The sequence below is a fragment of the Actinomyces ruminis genome, assembly GCF_002154335.2.
Lineage (GTDB): Bacteria > Actinomycetota > Actinomycetes > Actinomycetales > Actinomycetaceae > Actinomyces > Actinomyces ruminis.
In genome coordinates, this window is sequence record NZ_MTPX02000009.1 from 1 (window position 1) to 14,361 (window position 14,361).

Sequence of the window (14,361 nt, forward strand, 5' to 3'; positions counted from 1 at the left end):
GGCGCGCGACTCCTTCTCCCCCGCCGTCAGGAAGGTCTGCAGGCCGAGGGTGTCGAAGCCGACGCGCGCCAGCTTGTCCAGGCCGGACTCGTCCTGGCCGTTCTCGTGCAGCATCTCGGCGGCCTCCTCGGGTTCCAGCTCCACCAGCTCGGCCTCGAACTGGGCGTCCAGGAATACCGCCTCCGCCGGCGCCACCAGCGCGCCGAGCTCCTGCTGGCGGGCGGCGTCGTGCATGCCGGCGTCGTCCATGTTGAACACGTAGATGAAGGGCTTGGTGGTCATCAGCTGGAACTCGCGCAGAATCTCGGTGTCCAGCCCCTTGCCCGCCGCGGCGGCCGACAGCAGCTCGCCGTCCTCCAGCACCTTCAGCGCGGCCCGCGCGGTCTCCAGCACGGCGGCGTCGGTCTTCTTGCCCCGCACCTCCTTCTCCAGACGCGGGATCGCCTTCTCCAGGGTCTGCATGTCCGCCAGGATCAGCTCGGTGGCGATGGTTTCGATGTCCGAGGCGGGGTTGATCTTGCCGGACACGTGGACCACATCGGGGTCGTCGAAGGCGCGGGTGACGATGCAAATGGCGTCGGCCTCACGGATGTTGGCGAGGAACTGGTTGCCCAGACCCTCTCCCTCGCTGGCGCCGCGCACGATCCCGGCGATGTCCACGAAGGAGACGGTGGCGGGCACGATCTTCTGGGAGTTGAACATCTGCGCCAGCGCATCCAGTCGCGCATCCGGCAGGGGCACCACACCAACGTTCGGCTCGATCGTGGCGAAGGGATAGTTCGCCGCGAGTACGGTCGCCCGGGTCAGGGCGTTGAACAGGGTTGACTTGCCGACGTTGGGCAGTCCAACGATTCCAATAGTGAGTGCCACGGGGCGAGTGTAGCGGCCCACCGTTAAGCAGCCGGAATTCGTGTCGGCGGCTCGTGACATGGTGGAACCATGTCCACAGCGCTCCCCATCCTGCTCCTGCTCATCGGCCTGCTCGTCGGGGCGGTTTCCGGCTACGCCCTGGCGGTAGCCGCTCGGCTGCTGCCCGCGCCGGCGGCCGCGATGAGGTCGCCGCCCTGCGCGCTGAGGGCGGCCCAGTGGCGGGCGCGCGCCGAGGAGCTGACCGCCCGCACCGCCGCGGCCGAGGAACGCGCCGAGCGCGACGGCTCGGTGCTGCGCGCCCTCGCACCGGTCCGTTCCCAGTTGGAGCAGGTTGGCGCCCGGGTGGAGCAGATGGAGCAGCAGCGCGCCGCCGAGCACGCCACGCTAACCGAGCAGCTGCGGGCAGGGGCCGAATCCGATCGCGAGCTGCGCCGCACGACGACGGCGCTCGAGGGTGCTCTGCGCTCGCGTTCCTCCCGCGGGGTGTGGGGCGAGGTCGAGCTAGCCCGCGTGCTCGAAGCCTCCGGAATGATGCGGCATATCGACTTCTCCGAGCAGCGTTCGGTGGCCGCCGTGGTCGGTCGCCGCAACGGCGCCAGCGGCACAAGCGCCAACCCGAAGTCGCGGCCCGACGTCGTCGTGCACCTGCCCGGCGACGGATTCCTGGCGTTGGATGCCAAGGTGCCGCTGGACTCCTATCTCAGGGCCTGCGCGGTCGAAGCGGATCCCGACGGCGCCGCACCCGCCATGGCCGCCTCGCCCGGCCGCCCCTCCCCCGAGGGCCGCGCCCCCGGCGGGCCCGCACCGCAAGAACTCCGAGCCCGACTGCTGGCCAAGCACGCCAAGGCGCTGCGCGCGCACGTCGACGCCCTGGCCGACCGCCACTATGCGCGCACGCTCCAGGACTCTCCGGAATTGGTGGTGTTGTTCGTGCCGGCCGAGCCGATCCTGGCCGCGGCGCTGGAGGCCGATCCCACGCTCATGGAACACGCGCTGGACCGCGGGGTCGCCTTGACCACGCCCGCCTCACTGCTGGCACTGCTGCGGACCTGCGCGACCGCGTGGGCCCGCACCGCCGTCAACGATGACGCACGCGAGCTGGTGGAACTGGGTCGCACGCTGTACGAGCGCCTCGGCACGGTCGCCAAACACCTCGACGCCCTGGGCGCCGCTCTAACGCGCTCCGTGATCGCGTACAACCAAGCCGTTGGGTCCATCGAGTCGCGGCTGCTGGTAACGGCCCGCTCCTTCGAGACCTTCGGCGACGGCCTGGCCGCACCGCAGCCGGTGCCGCCGGATCATGCGCAGGTCAGACGCTTCGCCAGCGCCGAGTTGACGACGCCCTCCGAGTAGCGGCAGGATTCCACCGCACCGATGATTCGCAACGATGGGGTTACATATACACTTTCATTCGCATAAACTAGTTGCACATGATATCTCACAGCAACCTTCCAGGCGCGCACCCTAGCGTACCTGGCAATCTCTGAACCTACCCGTGGAGGTCCTTCCTACATGGCAGCCGCAACCACCAGCAGTCCCCCGTCCAGCGTCGACGCCGCCCACCGCAAAGCCTCCTCCGCACCCGGCGCAAGCGCGGAGGAGGTGCTCGATCACCTGGACGCACTCGCCTCCAGGCAGCAGCAGCTGCAGGACCAGCTCAACACGCTGCGCGATGAGCGCGACAGCCTCATCCTGCGCGGACTCGCCAACGGGCTGAGCTCAACCGAGTTGGCCGAGACAGCCCACCTGACCGGCGCACGCGTACGCGCCATCGCCGACGCCGCGGCGGACTCCTCCGCCCGTGAGCGCATCTCGCGCGCAATGTCCATGCTGGTCGCCCACCGTCCTGCAGTCTGCACCACCTACGGCGCGCTCGCAGAAGCCGTAGGCATTGGTTCGGCGAAGGGAGTCGCCTCCTCACTGGCTACCAACCCGAGGTCCCGGCGCGCGCCGGCGCCCGCGTCCTCCTGCTGCGCTGGGCGAACCCGGCGCTGGGAGCTACGTCATTCCCAGTGAGGAACCCTCATGGCAGACACAGGGCAACGACACCGCCTCGCGTCTGGACTGCCTTAAGGCCGAGCACCTGGTGGTGCAGGTTGGCTCCCCGAGCGGCCCGGTATGGCTGGTCCCCTTCGATCGGGTCGTGGCCGACGCCGAAGCCCTGGCCGGCATCATCGGCTGACCCGCGAGCCGAACCCGACGCCCGGTCACGAGACAACCGCGCACTTAACCGCTGAAGTACCGACCGCACCCCTCACCGGCACGGTCGGTGCTTCAGCGAGTGTGGTCATGCGTGGGACGCTCTCGCTCTGGGGCGCGGCCACCGGCAGCGGCCTTGAGGTCGGCACGCAGGTTCTTGGGCAAGGAGAAGGCGATCTTCTCCGTCGCGGTACGCACCTGCTCGACGTCGGTAAAACCCAGCTCCCCCAGGCGCTCGATCACTTCGCGCACCAGAATCTCCGGTACCGAAGCCCCAGAGGTCAGTCCCACGGTGTTCGCGCCGTCGAACCAGGAGGGATTCAATTCGCGGGCGTAGTCGACCCGATGCGCGGCGGGCGCGCCGGCCTCCAGAGCGACTTCCTTCAACCGCACGGAGTTGGAGGAGTTGCCGGAGCCGACCACGATCATCACGTCCACCTGTGGGGCAATGTTCTTGACAGCCCCCTGCCGGTTCTGGGTGGCGTAGCAGATGTCATCACCGGGCGGGTCGATCAGGCTCGGGAAGCGCTCCCGCAGACGCCGCACCGTCTCCATCGTCTCGTCCACGGACAGGGTGGTCTGACTGATCCACACCACCTTGTCGGGGTCGCGCACCTGTACGGAGCCGACCTCATCGGGCCCATTGACCACCTGGATATGGTCGGGCGCCTCCCCCTGGGTCCCCTCGACTTCCTCATGGCCGGAGTGACCGACCAAGATGATGTCGTAGTCCTCCTTGGCGAAGCGGATTGCCTGTTTGTGCACCTTGGTAACCAGCGGGCAGGTCGCATCGATCGTCTGCAGGTGGCGGGCGGCCGCCTGCGCGTGTACGGCTGGGGAAACGCCATGGGCGGAGAAGACCACCCGCGCCCCCTCGGGCACCTGGTCGGTCTCGGAGACGAACACCGCGCCCCGCTTCGACAGCGCCTCCACCACGTACTTGTTGTGCACGATCTCCTTGCGCACGTAGATCGGCGCCCCATACAGGGCCAGAGCCTGCTCCACGGCGTCAACGGCGCGATCCACGCCGGCACAGTAACCACGCGGAGAGGCCAACAGAATGCGCTTTCCGGGCCGGCCGGCAGGATCCGGCGCACCCGCAGCAGCTTGAGCAGTCGTCACGCTCCCACTGTGCCACATGAGCCTGCCCGGCGAACACGCACGGGCAGCGTTTAACGTGGCACAGTGGAGCCCGTGACCGACCCCTCGCCCCGCCGCATACCCGCGCAGGCGCCACCGAACCCACCCGCCGCCCAGGCCGATGGCGCCGGCACGAGCCGGCCCCTGGCCCGTCTGGCGCGCGAGACCACTCCGGAAAACCCCTGGCCGCTGCGGCTGCTGTCCACCAAGATCGACGAGTACGTCAACAAGATGACCTTCGTGTGGGTCGAGGGACAGATCGTCCAGTTCAACCGCCGTCCCGGTTCGGGCATGCAGTACCTGACCCTGCGGGACGCAGACGCCGACATGTCCATGTCCGTATCCGTGTTCACCCGTGAACTGACCGCCATCGAGCGAGCGACCGGCACGCAGGTCACCGAGGGGGCCCGCGTCGTCGTCCACGCCAAACCGCGCTTCTGGACCAAGCGCGGCAGCCTGGAGTTGCGCGCCGATGACATCCGTCCGATCGGCATCGGCGACCTGCTGGCCCGCATCGAGCAGCTGCGCCGGATCCTGGCAGCCGAGGGCCTGTTCGACGCCGAGCGCAAACACCCGCTGCCGTTCCTGCCCCGCAAGGTCGGGCTGATTTGCGGCCGCAACGCCAAGGCCAAGGACGATGTCGTCGTCAACGCGCGTCTGCGCTGGGCCGGACTGCCCTTCGAAATCCGCGAGGTCGCCGTGCAGGGGGCGCAGGCGGTGCGGGAGGTCACCGCCGCCATCCGCGAACTCGACGCCGACCCGGGCGTGGACGTGATCGTCGTGGCGCGCGGGGGCGGGGCCGTAGAGGACCTGCTGCCCTTCTCCGATGAGGGACTGGTGCGGGCCGCGGCCGCCGCCCGCACCCCGATCGTCTCCGCAATCGGACACGAGACCGACTGCCCGCTGCTGGACCTGGTGGCCGACTATCGGGCCTCCACCCCCACGGACGCGGCCCGTCGCATTGTGCCGGACCTGGCGGAGGAAGTGATGGGCCTGGACCAGGCCCGCGAGCGCATGCGCTCGGTGCTGCGCGCTCGCCTGGACGCCGAGCAGCGGGGCCTGGACCAGGTACTGGCCCGTCCGGTGATGGCCGATCCGACGCTCATCGTGCGCGACCGCATTGCCGAGTTGGAGCAGGCCCGCGCGCGCATGCGCCGGGCACTGTCCGCCACTTTGTCCCTGGCCGACGCCGAACTGCGCGCCGACCGCGCCCACCTGCGGGCCCTGTCCCCCCAGGGCGTGCTCGACCGCGGCTATGCGATCCTGCGCAGCCCGAGCGGCGGCATCATCACCTCCGCCCAGCAGCTTAAGAAGGGCGACCTGATCGAGGGCGTGCTGGCCTCGGGCCGCCTGGTGGCGCAGGTTGTGGGCACCACCAAGCCCACCTCCGGCTCTCCCGAATAACGGGACGCGACCCGCGCCGGCGCGAGGCGCACCGGCGCGGAGAGCCTGCCTCATCAATTGGGATGCAGCGCGGCGGCAAGCCGGTTCCCGGGGTGACTGCGCCCGAATCCGATATGGAGCTGCCGCCGCTAACTGGGCGCGCAGACCCGGCGCGTAGCGAGCGCACGCATGTAAGAATCGGGGCATGAGCGTGTCCTCCCCCGCTGAGCCAATCGGTGCCGCAGACGCCAACGCCGACGTTGCCTCCCTGCCCTACGAGCAGGCCCGCGAGCAACTGGTCGGCGTCGTCCAGCGCCTCGAGGCAGGCCAGGTGCCTCTGGAGGAGGCGCTGAAGCTCTGGGAGCGCGGCGAAGCCCTGGCCGCCCGCTGCCAGTCCTGGCTCGACGACGCACGCGCCCGTCTGGCCGCCGTCGCCGGCGATAGCGGCGAGTCCGCCGACTCCGCCGGTCCCGACACCGACTCCACACCCTTCTGACCCGTACTGGCTCATCTCCGTCCATTGTCGCCACCGCCTATCAACCATGAGGAGCCCCAACATGTCCGCACCCGGCCCCGCAGGCACCGCCTCGTCATCGGCGAGGCGCTCGTCGACGTCGTCATCCACCCCGGCCAGCCCGCCCAAGACATCCCCGGCGGCTCTCCCGCCAACGTCGCGCTCGGACTCAGCCGCCTGGGCCGCGACGCCGAATTGGACTGCTGGATCGGCACCGACCCGCGCGGTCTGGCGGTAAAGGCGCACCTCGAGGCCTCCGGGGTGCGGTTGACGCCGGGCTCCGACGGCGCCGAGCGCACCTCGACGGCACAGGCCACCATCGGCGCCAACCGGGCCGCCACCTACGTATTCGACCTGGACTGGAATCCGCCCTACCCGCAGCGTGATGAAGGCACGGCGGCGCCGCTACTAGTGCACACCGGTTCGATCGCCGCGATCCTGGAGCCCGGAGCCGCCACGGTCGAGCAGGTGCTATCCGACTTCCGGGCCACCTCCACGATCTGCTATGACCCCAACGCCCGGCCACAGCTGATGGGCACGCCCGAGCAGGCGCGCGCCCAGGTCGAGCGGCTGATCTCCCTGGCCGATGTGGTCAAGTGTTCCGATGAGGACATCGAGTGGTTCTACGGCGAGGACGCGGATGTCGAGGCCGTGGCGCGCGGCTGGCTGCAGCTGGGCGCGGCCGTCGTCGTAGTCACCCGCGGCAAGCAGGGCTCGCTGGCCGTGACCGCCTCAGGGCTGCGCATGGAGGTGCCCGCCGACCCCACCGTGGTGGTCTCCGACACCGTCGGCGCAGGCGACTCCTTCATGGGCGGACTCGAGGATGGCATCTGGACCGAGGGCCTGGTGGGCGCCGAGCAGCGCGAGGCACTGCGCAACATCAACGCCGCCGCGCTGGAGCGCGTCCTGCGGCATGCGGCCGCCATCGCCGACATCACCGTCTCCCGCGCCGGCGCCAACCCGCCCACCCGCGCCGAGTTGGAGTCGTACGGCGCCTGACCCGGGCTGCGGTGCCCCGCTTATGGGCGGCGCGGCAGCCGAAATGTCTGCCGGTCTCGGCGCGTCACTAGTGCCGGTCTCGGCGCAGGGGGCAGCGGCCGGTGATCAGTCAGTACAGCGGCACCTCGTCGAGCATGCGCGTAACCAGCTCGGCGATCTCGCTGCGCTCGGTGCGCACCAGGTCCACGTGGGCGAACAGGTCCCGGTCCTTAAGCGACTCGACCACACTGACCACGCCGTCCCAGCGTCCCACCCGCAGGTTGTCCCGCTGAGCGACATCGTGAGTGAGCACCACCTTGGAGTTCTGACCGATCCGGGACAGCACCGTCAGCAGCACGTTGCGCTCCAGCGACTGGGCCTCGTCCACGATTACGAAGGCGTCGTGCAGGGAGCGGCCGCGCACATGCGTCAGCGGCAGCACCTCCAGCTGCCCGGCGGCAACGATGCGGTCGATCCGATCCGTGGGAACCACCGAGCTGAGGGTGTCAAACACCGCGTCTGCCCAGGGAGACATCTTCTCCGCGGAGTCGCCGGGCAGGTAGCCGAGGGTCTGCCCACCCACCGCGTACAGGGGCCGGAACACCATCACCTTGCGGTGCTCGTGTCGGTTGACGACGGCGTCCAGGCCGGCGCTCAGCGCCAGGGCGGATTTACCGGTGCCGGCGCGGCCGCCGAGCGACACGATGCCGATGTCGGGATTGAGCAGGTGATCGATGGCGATACGCTGTTCGGCGCTGCGCCCGCGCACGCCGAAGACCTCGCGTGAAGGGTCGACCAGGTGCAGGGTCCCGCCGACCACGGTGGCGAGCGCCGAACCGCGCGGGGAAGTCACCACCACGCCGGTGTGGGTGGCTGGGCGGCCAGGTCGTCGGCCGCCTCTTCGTCCGCCAGCCCGGACAGGTCCAGAACGCCGTCGCCCCATAGCCGGGAGATCTCCTCCTCGGTGATGGTCATGGCGGTCATACCGGAGTAGATGTCCTCGCTGGCGAGCTCGGCCCGGTACTCCTCTGCGATCAGGCCGACGGCGGCAGCTTGATACGCATGGGCAGGTCCTTGGAGACGACCACCACCTCGCCGTCGTCGTCACTGCCTTGACGGGCGCGGCGGGCTAGGGTCACGGCCACCGACAGGATGCGGGAGTCGTTGTCGCCCAGGCGCATGGCGGCGGGCAGTACGTGGTCGTCGGCACCGTTGAGTTCTACCCGCACCGTGCCGCCGCGGTCACCGACGGGGATGGGGCGGTCGAGCCGGCCGTGCTGTTCGCGCAGACCGTCGAGCAGCCGCAGCGCAGAGCGGGCGAAGTAGCCCAGTTCGGGATGGTGCCGCTTGCCCTCCAACTCGGTGACCACCACGACCGGCAGCACTACGGCGTGTTCGTCGAAGCGCAGCACGGCGCGGGGGTCGGACAGTAGGACCGAGGTGTCCAGGACGTAGGTTCGCATAGCTGTCTCCGTCTGTGCTCGGCGGGCTGCGCCCGACTCCGGACCAGACCCGTCTGTGATACCGCTCACCATACCCGCTGTCACTGTCGGAACGCTGAGCACGATGGGCGTGGTGGCCGCGCAACCGTCGGCATGGACGTACGGTCGGCGCAGACGCGCCTCGCCGACAGCGCGGCCCGGCGCCCGGAGGATCCTCGGCTACTTGCCCAGCCTGCGCTCGCGTCGGCCGTAGTCGCGCAGCGCCCGCAGGAAGTCGATGCGGCGGAAGTCCGGCCAGTACACCTCACAGAAGTAGTACTCGGAGTGAACCGACTGCCACAGCAGGAAGCCGGACAGGCGCTGCTCACCCGAGGTGCGGATGACCAGCTCGGGATCGGGCTGCCCCTTGGTGTACAGGTGCGCGGTGATGTCCTCCTCGGATAGGGAGTCGGCCACATCTTCCAGCGTGGCGCCGGCGGCGGCACGCTCTCGCAGCAGGGAGCGCACGGCGTCGGCGATCTCCTGGCGCCCGCCGTAGCCGACGGCAACGTTGACCTGCATGCGCAAATCTCCGTCGGCGTCCGCCGCCGCGCCGGGGGTGTCTGCGGGTCCCGCCGCATCCACCTGGGCCTCGCCGTCGTCGGCGCCCGCAGGACCGCCCTCACCGGCGGTGCCGTCGGCGGGAGCGGTGGATGCTACGGCCGCACGCAGCCGCTCGGCCACGGGCGCTGGCAGCAGGTCGACGGCGCCCACCAGGCGCAGCCGCCAACGGCCGGTGGCGGCCAGTTCGTCTACGGCGTGGGCGATGATGTCCAGCAGCGGGGAGAGTTCCGCCGGGTCCCGAGAGAGGTTGTCGGTGCTCAGCAGCCACAGGGTGACCACCCCGACCCCGGCATCCTCCGCCCAGCCAAGGAACTCCTCGATCTTATCGGCGCCGCGCTTGTGTCCCTGGGCGGTGCCGATCCCCATGGCCCGCGCCCAACGGCGGTTGCCGTCGAGGATGACGCCCACGTGCTGGGGCACACGTTCGGGTTTGACCTGGGCGGCAAGGCGACGCTCATAGATGTTGTAGAGGAGGTTGTCGCCCGCCATGTCTCGTCTCTTTCCTTTGCGCGCCGGCCCACTATGACGCCACCGCACCAGGGCCGGTGGGAGCGCCTGGCTCCGAGGGTACGCGAGTGAGCCCTAGCCCACCCTCTCCCTGAACCTACGGAGGCGTAAGTTACGGTAGCGTAGGTTAGTGGGACGTCCACGTGAGGAGAACCGTCGATGCGTACTTCCGTCCAGTCGCGCGGCGCGGCCGCAATCAGCGCCGCCAACGACCTCGCCCGCGCCGTCAAACCCAAGCTACGCGGATGGATCCACGCCTGTACCGCGCCACTGGCGCTGGCCGCCTGCATCGTGCTGACGGCGCTGGCACCGGGCGCAGGACTCAAGTGGGCATGTGCCGCCTACCTGGTCTGCTCGCTGCTGTTATTCGCCAACTCGGGCGTGTATCACATCTCCAACGGCCACTTCCCCGGCGCCGTGTCCACGGTGCTGCAGCGCTTCGACCACGCCAACATCTACCTGCTGATCGCCGGCACCTACACGCCGCTGTCGGTGGCGCTGCTGAACGCCAACACGGCCCGTCTGGTGCTGGGAATCGTGTGGGGCGGGGCTGTGCTCGGCATCCTGACCACCCTGCTGTGGCCGACGGCGCCGCGCTGGCTGTCGACCCTGTTCTATATACTGCTCGGCTGGGTGGCATTGTGGTTCCTGCCTCAGTTCTGGGTCACCGGCGGCCCGGCAATCGTGTGGCTGCTGGTGGCCGGCGGCGTTGTCTACACGGTCGGCGGCATCATCTACGCGCGCAAGCGCCCCGACCCGTTCCCCCGCTGGTTCGGCTTCCATGAGATCTTCCACGCCTGCACGGTGGCCGCCTGGGCCTGCCAGTGCACGGCCTGCTACCTGGCCGTGCTGGGTTGAGGGAGCAGGAGCCGCACCCCTCCACCGGCCTCGCAGACCCCGGACCGGCGAAACCACCGCGGCGCGCGCTCACCTCATAGACACGCGATCCCGCCACGAACACGTGTTTTGGAGTTCTACACGCGCTAAGCACCCGCAAAGCGCCGAAAACGCGTGTCTCAGAGGCAAAGTCGTGTGCGAGAGGCAGACCCGCGCACAGCTACGCTGTGATCCACGCGACCGGTACAGGACGGGGAACCGAGATGCCCAAGAAGAACGGCAAGAACGGCAGTTCCGCACACGACCACCTTCGCCGCGGCCCGCTGCGCGATGTGAGCCGCTGGTCCCTCGATCCGCGCGCGGCCCTGCGCGTAGAGCCCTCCTTCGTCCTGGCGTCCTTCGAACACGCGGCCACCCCCGGATGGGATGGCGGCGAGGCGGAGGCGGCCGTCTACGTGGAGGCAGCCACACCGCTGCTGGCCTCGTTGCAAGAGCGCCTGTTCGCCGCCTCTAGGGAGGGCTCCCCCAAGCGCATCCTCGTGGTTGCCCAGGGCCTGGACACCTCCGGAAAGGGCGGGCTCGCACGGCACGTCATGGGACTGGTCGATCCGCAGGGCGTGCATTTGAAGGCCTTCAAGACCCCCACCGAGGAGGAGCTGGCGCACGACTTCCTGTGGCGGATCCGCATGGCCGTGCCGGGACCCGGCATGATCGGCTTCTTCGACCGCTCCCACTACGAGGACATCCTCGTTCCCGGAGCCAGTGGCATGCTCGACGACAACGCCTTCACTGAGCGCGTGGAGCAGATCCGCGGCTTTGAGGAGGAACTCATCGCGGCGGGCACCACGATCCTGAAGGTAGCGCTGATGATCTCGCACGAGCAGCAGGGGCTGCGTCTGCTGGAGCGCATTGACCGCCCGGACAAGCGCTGGAAGTACTCGCCGTCGGACCTGAGCACGCGCGCCAAATGGTTCGACTACCAGGCGATCTACCAGCGGATGCTGCCGGCTACCTCCTTCGAGGCGGCTCCATGGTATGCGGTGCCTGCGGATTCCAAGTGGTACGCGCGGCTAGTGCTCACCGAGCTGCTGCTGCGCGCCCTGGCGGAGCAGCAGGTCTCCTGGCCACCGGCGTCATTCGACGTCGAGGCGGAGCGGGAGCGTGTTCGTTCCACCCTTTCCCCCGGCTCGCTCGCCCGCTACGACGCCCGCCGCGAGGAGCGGCTGAGGCGGGCCAACAGCAAGGACGCCGTCGTCGATGCCGCGGCTGCCGAGGCGCGATCCGACCGGAGCGTATAGACTCGCTCTTTATATCCAGACAGCACCTGAGGATTTCTGAGGATTTCTGACGGTTACTGCCGCCCGTTCGCAAGGAGGAACCATGGCCGAAGAGACCACCGAACAGCAGGGCACCTGGCTCACCCAGGAGGCGTACGACCGACTCACCGAGGAACTCGAGCGTCGCAAGAACGTTGACCGCAAGGCGATCGCCCAGCGCGTGGAGGCCGCCCGCCAGGAGGGCGATCTGCGCGAGAACGCCGGTTACCACGCGGCTCGCGAAGAGGCGTCGCTCAACGAGGCCCGCATCGTCACACTCACCGAGATGCTGGAGCACGCACAGGTCGGCGCCGCCGCCTTCGATGGCTCCGTCACCGCGGGCACGGTCGTAACCGCGAAAGTCGCCGGTCGCGAACAGACCTTCGCCCTGGGCGGGCAGGAGATCACCGAGGACGTCCCCGAAGGGGTCAAGGTCTTCTCCCCCGACGCCCCTCTTGGCCGCGCCCTCATGGGCCACCGCGCCGGTGAGACCGTCACCTACAACGCCCCCACCGGTAAGGAGATCTCCGCGGAGATCATCGACGTCAAGGCTCTCTGACACATCTGCTCAGCTGCGTGTCCCGTTCCCGCCCGTGCGGTGAGAACGGGACACGCCCATACCTCCCCGAATCCGCGCTTGGGGCTTGCCCCGCCAGCGTGGAGGTCCAGCACTGGTCGAGCCGTCACGGATCATTCCGGACCGCATACCACGCCTAGCGGCTGGCTAGTTCAAGGGATGCCGAATCGCACCCCGCCCCGATCAACATCGACCTTCTTCCACCATTTCAACGAACAACCCCACTGCCACGCATACACGCTCACGCCGATGACTCTCTTGCTTCACATCTCATTCGACATCTTGTTCCATGGCGTTGCGCACATACGCCCCCGGCGTACTCCCATGGATCATTCTTAACGCGCTCGGCTGCCCCAAGTACGGTGGTCCCATGACAGCATCCACGCAGTCCACCCCGCACACCGGCGCGACGCCGACGCGCCCCCGCCCGGCCCGCAACCCCGAAATCCCCGGACGGGAGAACACGCTTCTGCCCGACCCGGGCGAGCACGTCGTCCTGGGCACTCCCCTGAACGGCCCCTGGCCCGAAGGCACCCAGGTGCTCTATCTGGCGGGCGGCTGCTTCTGGGGCGTGGAACGTTTCCTGTGGCGCCAGCCCGGCGTGGTCGCCACCGCCGTGGGCTACATGGGCGGCACCACCCCGAACGCCACCTACCGGGAGGTGTGTACCGGCGCCACCGGCCACGCCGAGACGGTGCGCGTCGCCTACGACCCGGCCGTGTGCGGCGCGGGCGGAGAGACCCTGCTGCGCACCTTCTGGGAGAACCACGACTCCACCCAGCTGAACCGACACGGCAACGACATCGGCACCCAGTACCGTTCAGCGGTGTGGACCACGACGTCGGCGCAGGCAAATGCCGCCCTGGCCATCCGGGCTGCCTTCCAGGGGGAGCTGACCCGGCTGGGACGCGGCACCTGCGTGACCACCATCGCCCCGGCCACGGAGCTGTACGACGAGTTCGGCGGGCCGTTCTACCTGGCCGAGGACTACCACCAGGGCTACCTGGACAAGAACCCCAACGGCTACTGCAACCACGGCCCCAACGGCATCACCTGCCCGGTGGGGATTGCAAATGTGCCCGCGCAGACTGACGTGCTGCCACCGGAGGCGATGTAAGTTGCGCGCTGAGGCCGGAAGGAGGCACCAAACGTCTCCTCCCGGCCCGCCGCACCCGCCATGGCGCGTCGCATCTGCCGGTCTCGACGCGTTATAAGTGCCGGTCTGGATGCGGTACTTGCGCCGGTCTCGGTGAGGACGGCCGCCGCCTTCAGGAGCCCAGGGCCAGGTTGAGGGCCACGCCCAGCATGACCAGGCCGACCAGCACGTCCAGTACCCGCCAGGTGCGCGCTGGACAGCGGCCCGGACAGCGTCCGCGCCCCGAGCCCGAGCGCCGTGAACCACACCACGGAGGCGGTACCGGCACCGGCGGCGGCCACCCACCGGGCCTCGCCGAAGCCGTTGGTGACCGTGCCGAGCATGAGCACGGTGTCGAGGTAGACGTGCGGGTTCAGCCAGGTCAGCGCCACCGTGGTCAAAGCCACCGACGACGCCGCACGCGCCTGGTCCTGTTCAAGCGCGCCCGGACGCATGGCGGAGCGGAAGCTGGAGACCGCAAAGCCGATCAGATAGAACACGCCGCCCCAGCGCAGTACCTCCGGCACCCAAGGCGCCAGGCGGGTAACCACACCGATCCCACCGGTGCCGATAACAATGAGCAGTAGATCGCTGAGCGCGCAGATCGCAATCACCAAGCCGATGTGTTGGCGGCGTACGCCCTGGCGCAGCACCCACGCGTTTTGTGCGCCAATGGCCACGATCAGTCCCAGCCCGGTGGCGAAGCCGGTGACGGCGGGGGCCAAGCCGGAGACAGCCGCAGAGACCGCCGGCGGAGCGGCGACCAGGACCGAAGCCGCGGGCGCACTTGAAGCCATCAATGAGCTGAACGCATTCAGGGACATCACGGGGGCCGGGATCGCCATGGGGTGACCCTACGC

At 69.1% G+C, this 14,361-nt stretch carries 15 protein-coding genes and 1 pseudogene; 9 read left to right on the forward strand and 7 right to left on the reverse strand.

Annotation, left to right across the window (positions count from 1 at the left end; translation table 11 throughout):
- Window positions 1-870: redox-regulated ATPase YchF (gene ychF, locus BW737_RS01085; RefSeq protein WP_086614915.1), on the reverse strand; the 870-nt coding region annotated here is incomplete at its 3' end.
- Window positions 871-939: 69 nt separating this feature from the next.
- Between ychF and BW737_RS01090 the strand changes: the two genes are divergently transcribed.
- On the forward strand, window positions 940-2,223 hold the full coding sequence (locus BW737_RS01090; RefSeq protein ID WP_086614858.1) for a DNA recombination protein RmuC: 1,284 nt from the start codon (window positions 940-942) through the stop codon (window positions 2,221-2,223).
- A 159-nt stretch (window positions 2,224-2,382) separates the two neighbouring features.
- Entirely contained in the window at window positions 2,383-2,886 is a 504-nt protein-coding gene (locus BW737_RS01095; RefSeq protein WP_180271973.1) for a hypothetical protein, read from the forward strand.
- A gap of 258 nt (window positions 2,887-3,144) precedes the next feature.
- Here BW737_RS01095 and BW737_RS01100 read toward each other — a convergent pair whose 3' ends face one another.
- Window positions 3,145-4,209, reverse strand: a complete 1,065-nt coding sequence (locus tag BW737_RS01100) for a 4-hydroxy-3-methylbut-2-enyl diphosphate reductase (RefSeq protein ID WP_086614859.1) — start codon at window positions 4,207-4,209, stop codon at window positions 3,145-3,147.
- Between the two features lie 78 nt (window positions 4,210-4,287).
- On the opposite strand from BW737_RS01100, the gene xseA reads away from it, so the two are divergent.
- From xseA to BW737_RS01115, 3 genes and pseudogenes are all read left to right on the forward strand, one after another.
- Entirely contained in the window at window positions 4,288-5,613 is a 1,326-nt protein-coding gene (gene xseA, locus BW737_RS01105) for an exodeoxyribonuclease VII large subunit (protein WP_180271984.1), read from the forward strand.
- A 184-nt stretch (window positions 5,614-5,797) separates the two neighbouring features.
- Window positions 5,798-6,088: an exodeoxyribonuclease VII small subunit gene (locus BW737_RS01110; RefSeq protein ID WP_086614861.1), complete on the forward strand. Its 291-nt coding sequence runs from the start codon at window positions 5,798-5,800 to the stop codon at window positions 6,086-6,088.
- A gap of 61 nt (window positions 6,089-6,149) precedes the next feature.
- Window positions 6,150-7,105: pseudogene (locus BW737_RS01115) on the forward strand (carbohydrate kinase family protein).
- A 109-nt stretch (window positions 7,106-7,214) separates the two neighbouring features.
- Here BW737_RS01115 and BW737_RS19700 read toward each other — a convergent pair.
- From BW737_RS19700 to uppS, 4 genes are all read right to left on the reverse strand, one after another.
- The gene (locus BW737_RS19700; protein ID WP_257210326.1) at window positions 7,215-7,943 is read right to left on the reverse strand and encodes a PhoH family protein; all 729 of its coding nucleotides are present in this window, start codon (window positions 7,941-7,943) and stop codon (window positions 7,215-7,217) included.
- Window positions 7,934-8,068, reverse strand: a complete 135-nt coding sequence (locus BW737_RS19705; protein ID WP_257210327.1) for a hypothetical protein — start codon at window positions 8,066-8,068, stop codon at window positions 7,934-7,936. The genes BW737_RS19700 and BW737_RS19705 overlap by 10 nt, the downstream gene beginning before the upstream one ends.
- A gap of 50 nt (window positions 8,069-8,118) precedes the next feature.
- On the reverse strand, window positions 8,119-8,547 hold the full coding sequence (locus BW737_RS19710; RefSeq protein WP_257210328.1) for a PIN domain-containing protein: 429 nt from the start codon (window positions 8,545-8,547) through the stop codon (window positions 8,119-8,121).
- Between the two features lie 198 nt (window positions 8,548-8,745).
- Window positions 8,746-9,618, reverse strand: a complete 873-nt coding sequence (gene uppS / locus BW737_RS01125; RefSeq protein ID WP_086614862.1) for a polyprenyl diphosphate synthase — start codon at window positions 9,616-9,618, stop codon at window positions 8,746-8,748.
- A gap of 177 nt (window positions 9,619-9,795) precedes the next feature.
- On the opposite strand from uppS, the gene trhA reads away from it, so the two are divergent.
- The 4 genes from trhA to msrA all read left to right on the forward strand — a co-directional run bounded on the left by trhA (window position 9,796) and on the right by msrA (window position 13,483).
- A complete protein-coding gene (gene trhA / locus BW737_RS01130) occupies window positions 9,796-10,494 on the forward strand; it encodes a PAQR family membrane homeostasis protein TrhA (RefSeq protein ID WP_086614863.1) in 699 nt (232 codons plus the stop codon).
- 242 nt (window positions 10,495-10,736) lie between these two features.
- Window positions 10,737-11,771 (forward strand): PPK2 family polyphosphate kinase, encoded by a 1,035-nt coding sequence (locus BW737_RS01135; protein WP_086614864.1) that lies wholly within the window; start codon window positions 10,737-10,739, stop codon window positions 11,769-11,771.
- Window positions 11,772-11,853: 82 nt separating this feature from the next.
- A complete protein-coding gene (locus BW737_RS01140; protein WP_086614865.1) occupies window positions 11,854-12,348 on the forward strand; it encodes a GreA/GreB family elongation factor in 495 nt (164 codons plus the stop codon).
- 388 nt (window positions 12,349-12,736) lie between these two features.
- Window positions 12,737-13,483 (forward strand): peptide-methionine (S)-S-oxide reductase MsrA, encoded by a 747-nt coding sequence (gene msrA / locus BW737_RS01145; protein WP_086614866.1) that lies wholly within the window; start codon window positions 12,737-12,739, stop codon window positions 13,481-13,483.
- Here the strand turns inward: msrA and BW737_RS01150 are convergent.
- Window positions 13,390-14,346 carry a LysE/ArgO family amino acid transporter gene (locus BW737_RS01150; protein ID WP_257210329.1) on the reverse strand — a complete coding sequence of 319 codons (957 nt, stop codon included), beginning with the start codon at window positions 14,344-14,346 and terminating at the stop codon, window positions 13,390-13,392. The genes msrA and BW737_RS01150 overlap by 94 nt on opposite strands.
- Between the last annotated feature and the right edge of the window lie 15 nt (window positions 14,347-14,361).

Coding starts and splice junctions, on each gene's coding strand:
- BW737_RS01095 (WP_180271973.1), top strand. CDS start 2,383: ATGGCAGCCGCAACCACCAGCAGTCCCCCGTCCAGCGTCGACGCCGCC.
- BW737_RS19710 (WP_257210328.1), bottom strand. CDS start 8,547: ATGCGAACCTACGTCCTGGACACCTCGGTCCTACTGTCCGACCCCCGC.
- trhA (WP_086614863.1), top strand. CDS start 9,796: ATGCGTACTTCCGTCCAGTCGCGCGGCGCGGCCGCAATCAGCGCCGCC.
- BW737_RS01090 (WP_086614858.1), top strand. CDS start 940: ATGTCCACAGCGCTCCCCATCCTGCTCCTGCTCATCGGCCTGCTCGTC.
- BW737_RS19705 (WP_257210327.1), bottom strand. CDS start 8,068: ATGACCGCCATGACCATCACCGAGGAGGAGATCTCCCGGCTATGGGGC.
- BW737_RS01100 (WP_086614859.1), bottom strand. CDS start 4,209: ATGTGGCACAGTGGGAGCGTGACGACTGCTCAAGCTGCTGCGGGTGCG.
- msrA (WP_086614866.1), top strand. CDS start 12,737: ATGACAGCATCCACGCAGTCCACCCCGCACACCGGCGCGACGCCGACG.
- BW737_RS01150 (WP_257210329.1), bottom strand. CDS start 14,346: ATGGCGATCCCGGCCCCCGTGATGTCCCTGAATGCGTTCAGCTCATTG.
- BW737_RS01110 (WP_086614861.1), top strand. CDS start 5,798: ATGAGCGTGTCCTCCCCCGCTGAGCCAATCGGTGCCGCAGACGCCAAC.
- uppS (WP_086614862.1), bottom strand. CDS start 9,618: ATGGCGGGCGACAACCTCCTCTACAACATCTATGAGCGTCGCCTTGCC.
- BW737_RS01135 (WP_086614864.1), top strand. CDS start 10,737: ATGCCCAAGAAGAACGGCAAGAACGGCAGTTCCGCACACGACCACCTT.
- BW737_RS01140 (WP_086614865.1), top strand. CDS start 11,854: ATGGCCGAAGAGACCACCGAACAGCAGGGCACCTGGCTCACCCAGGAG.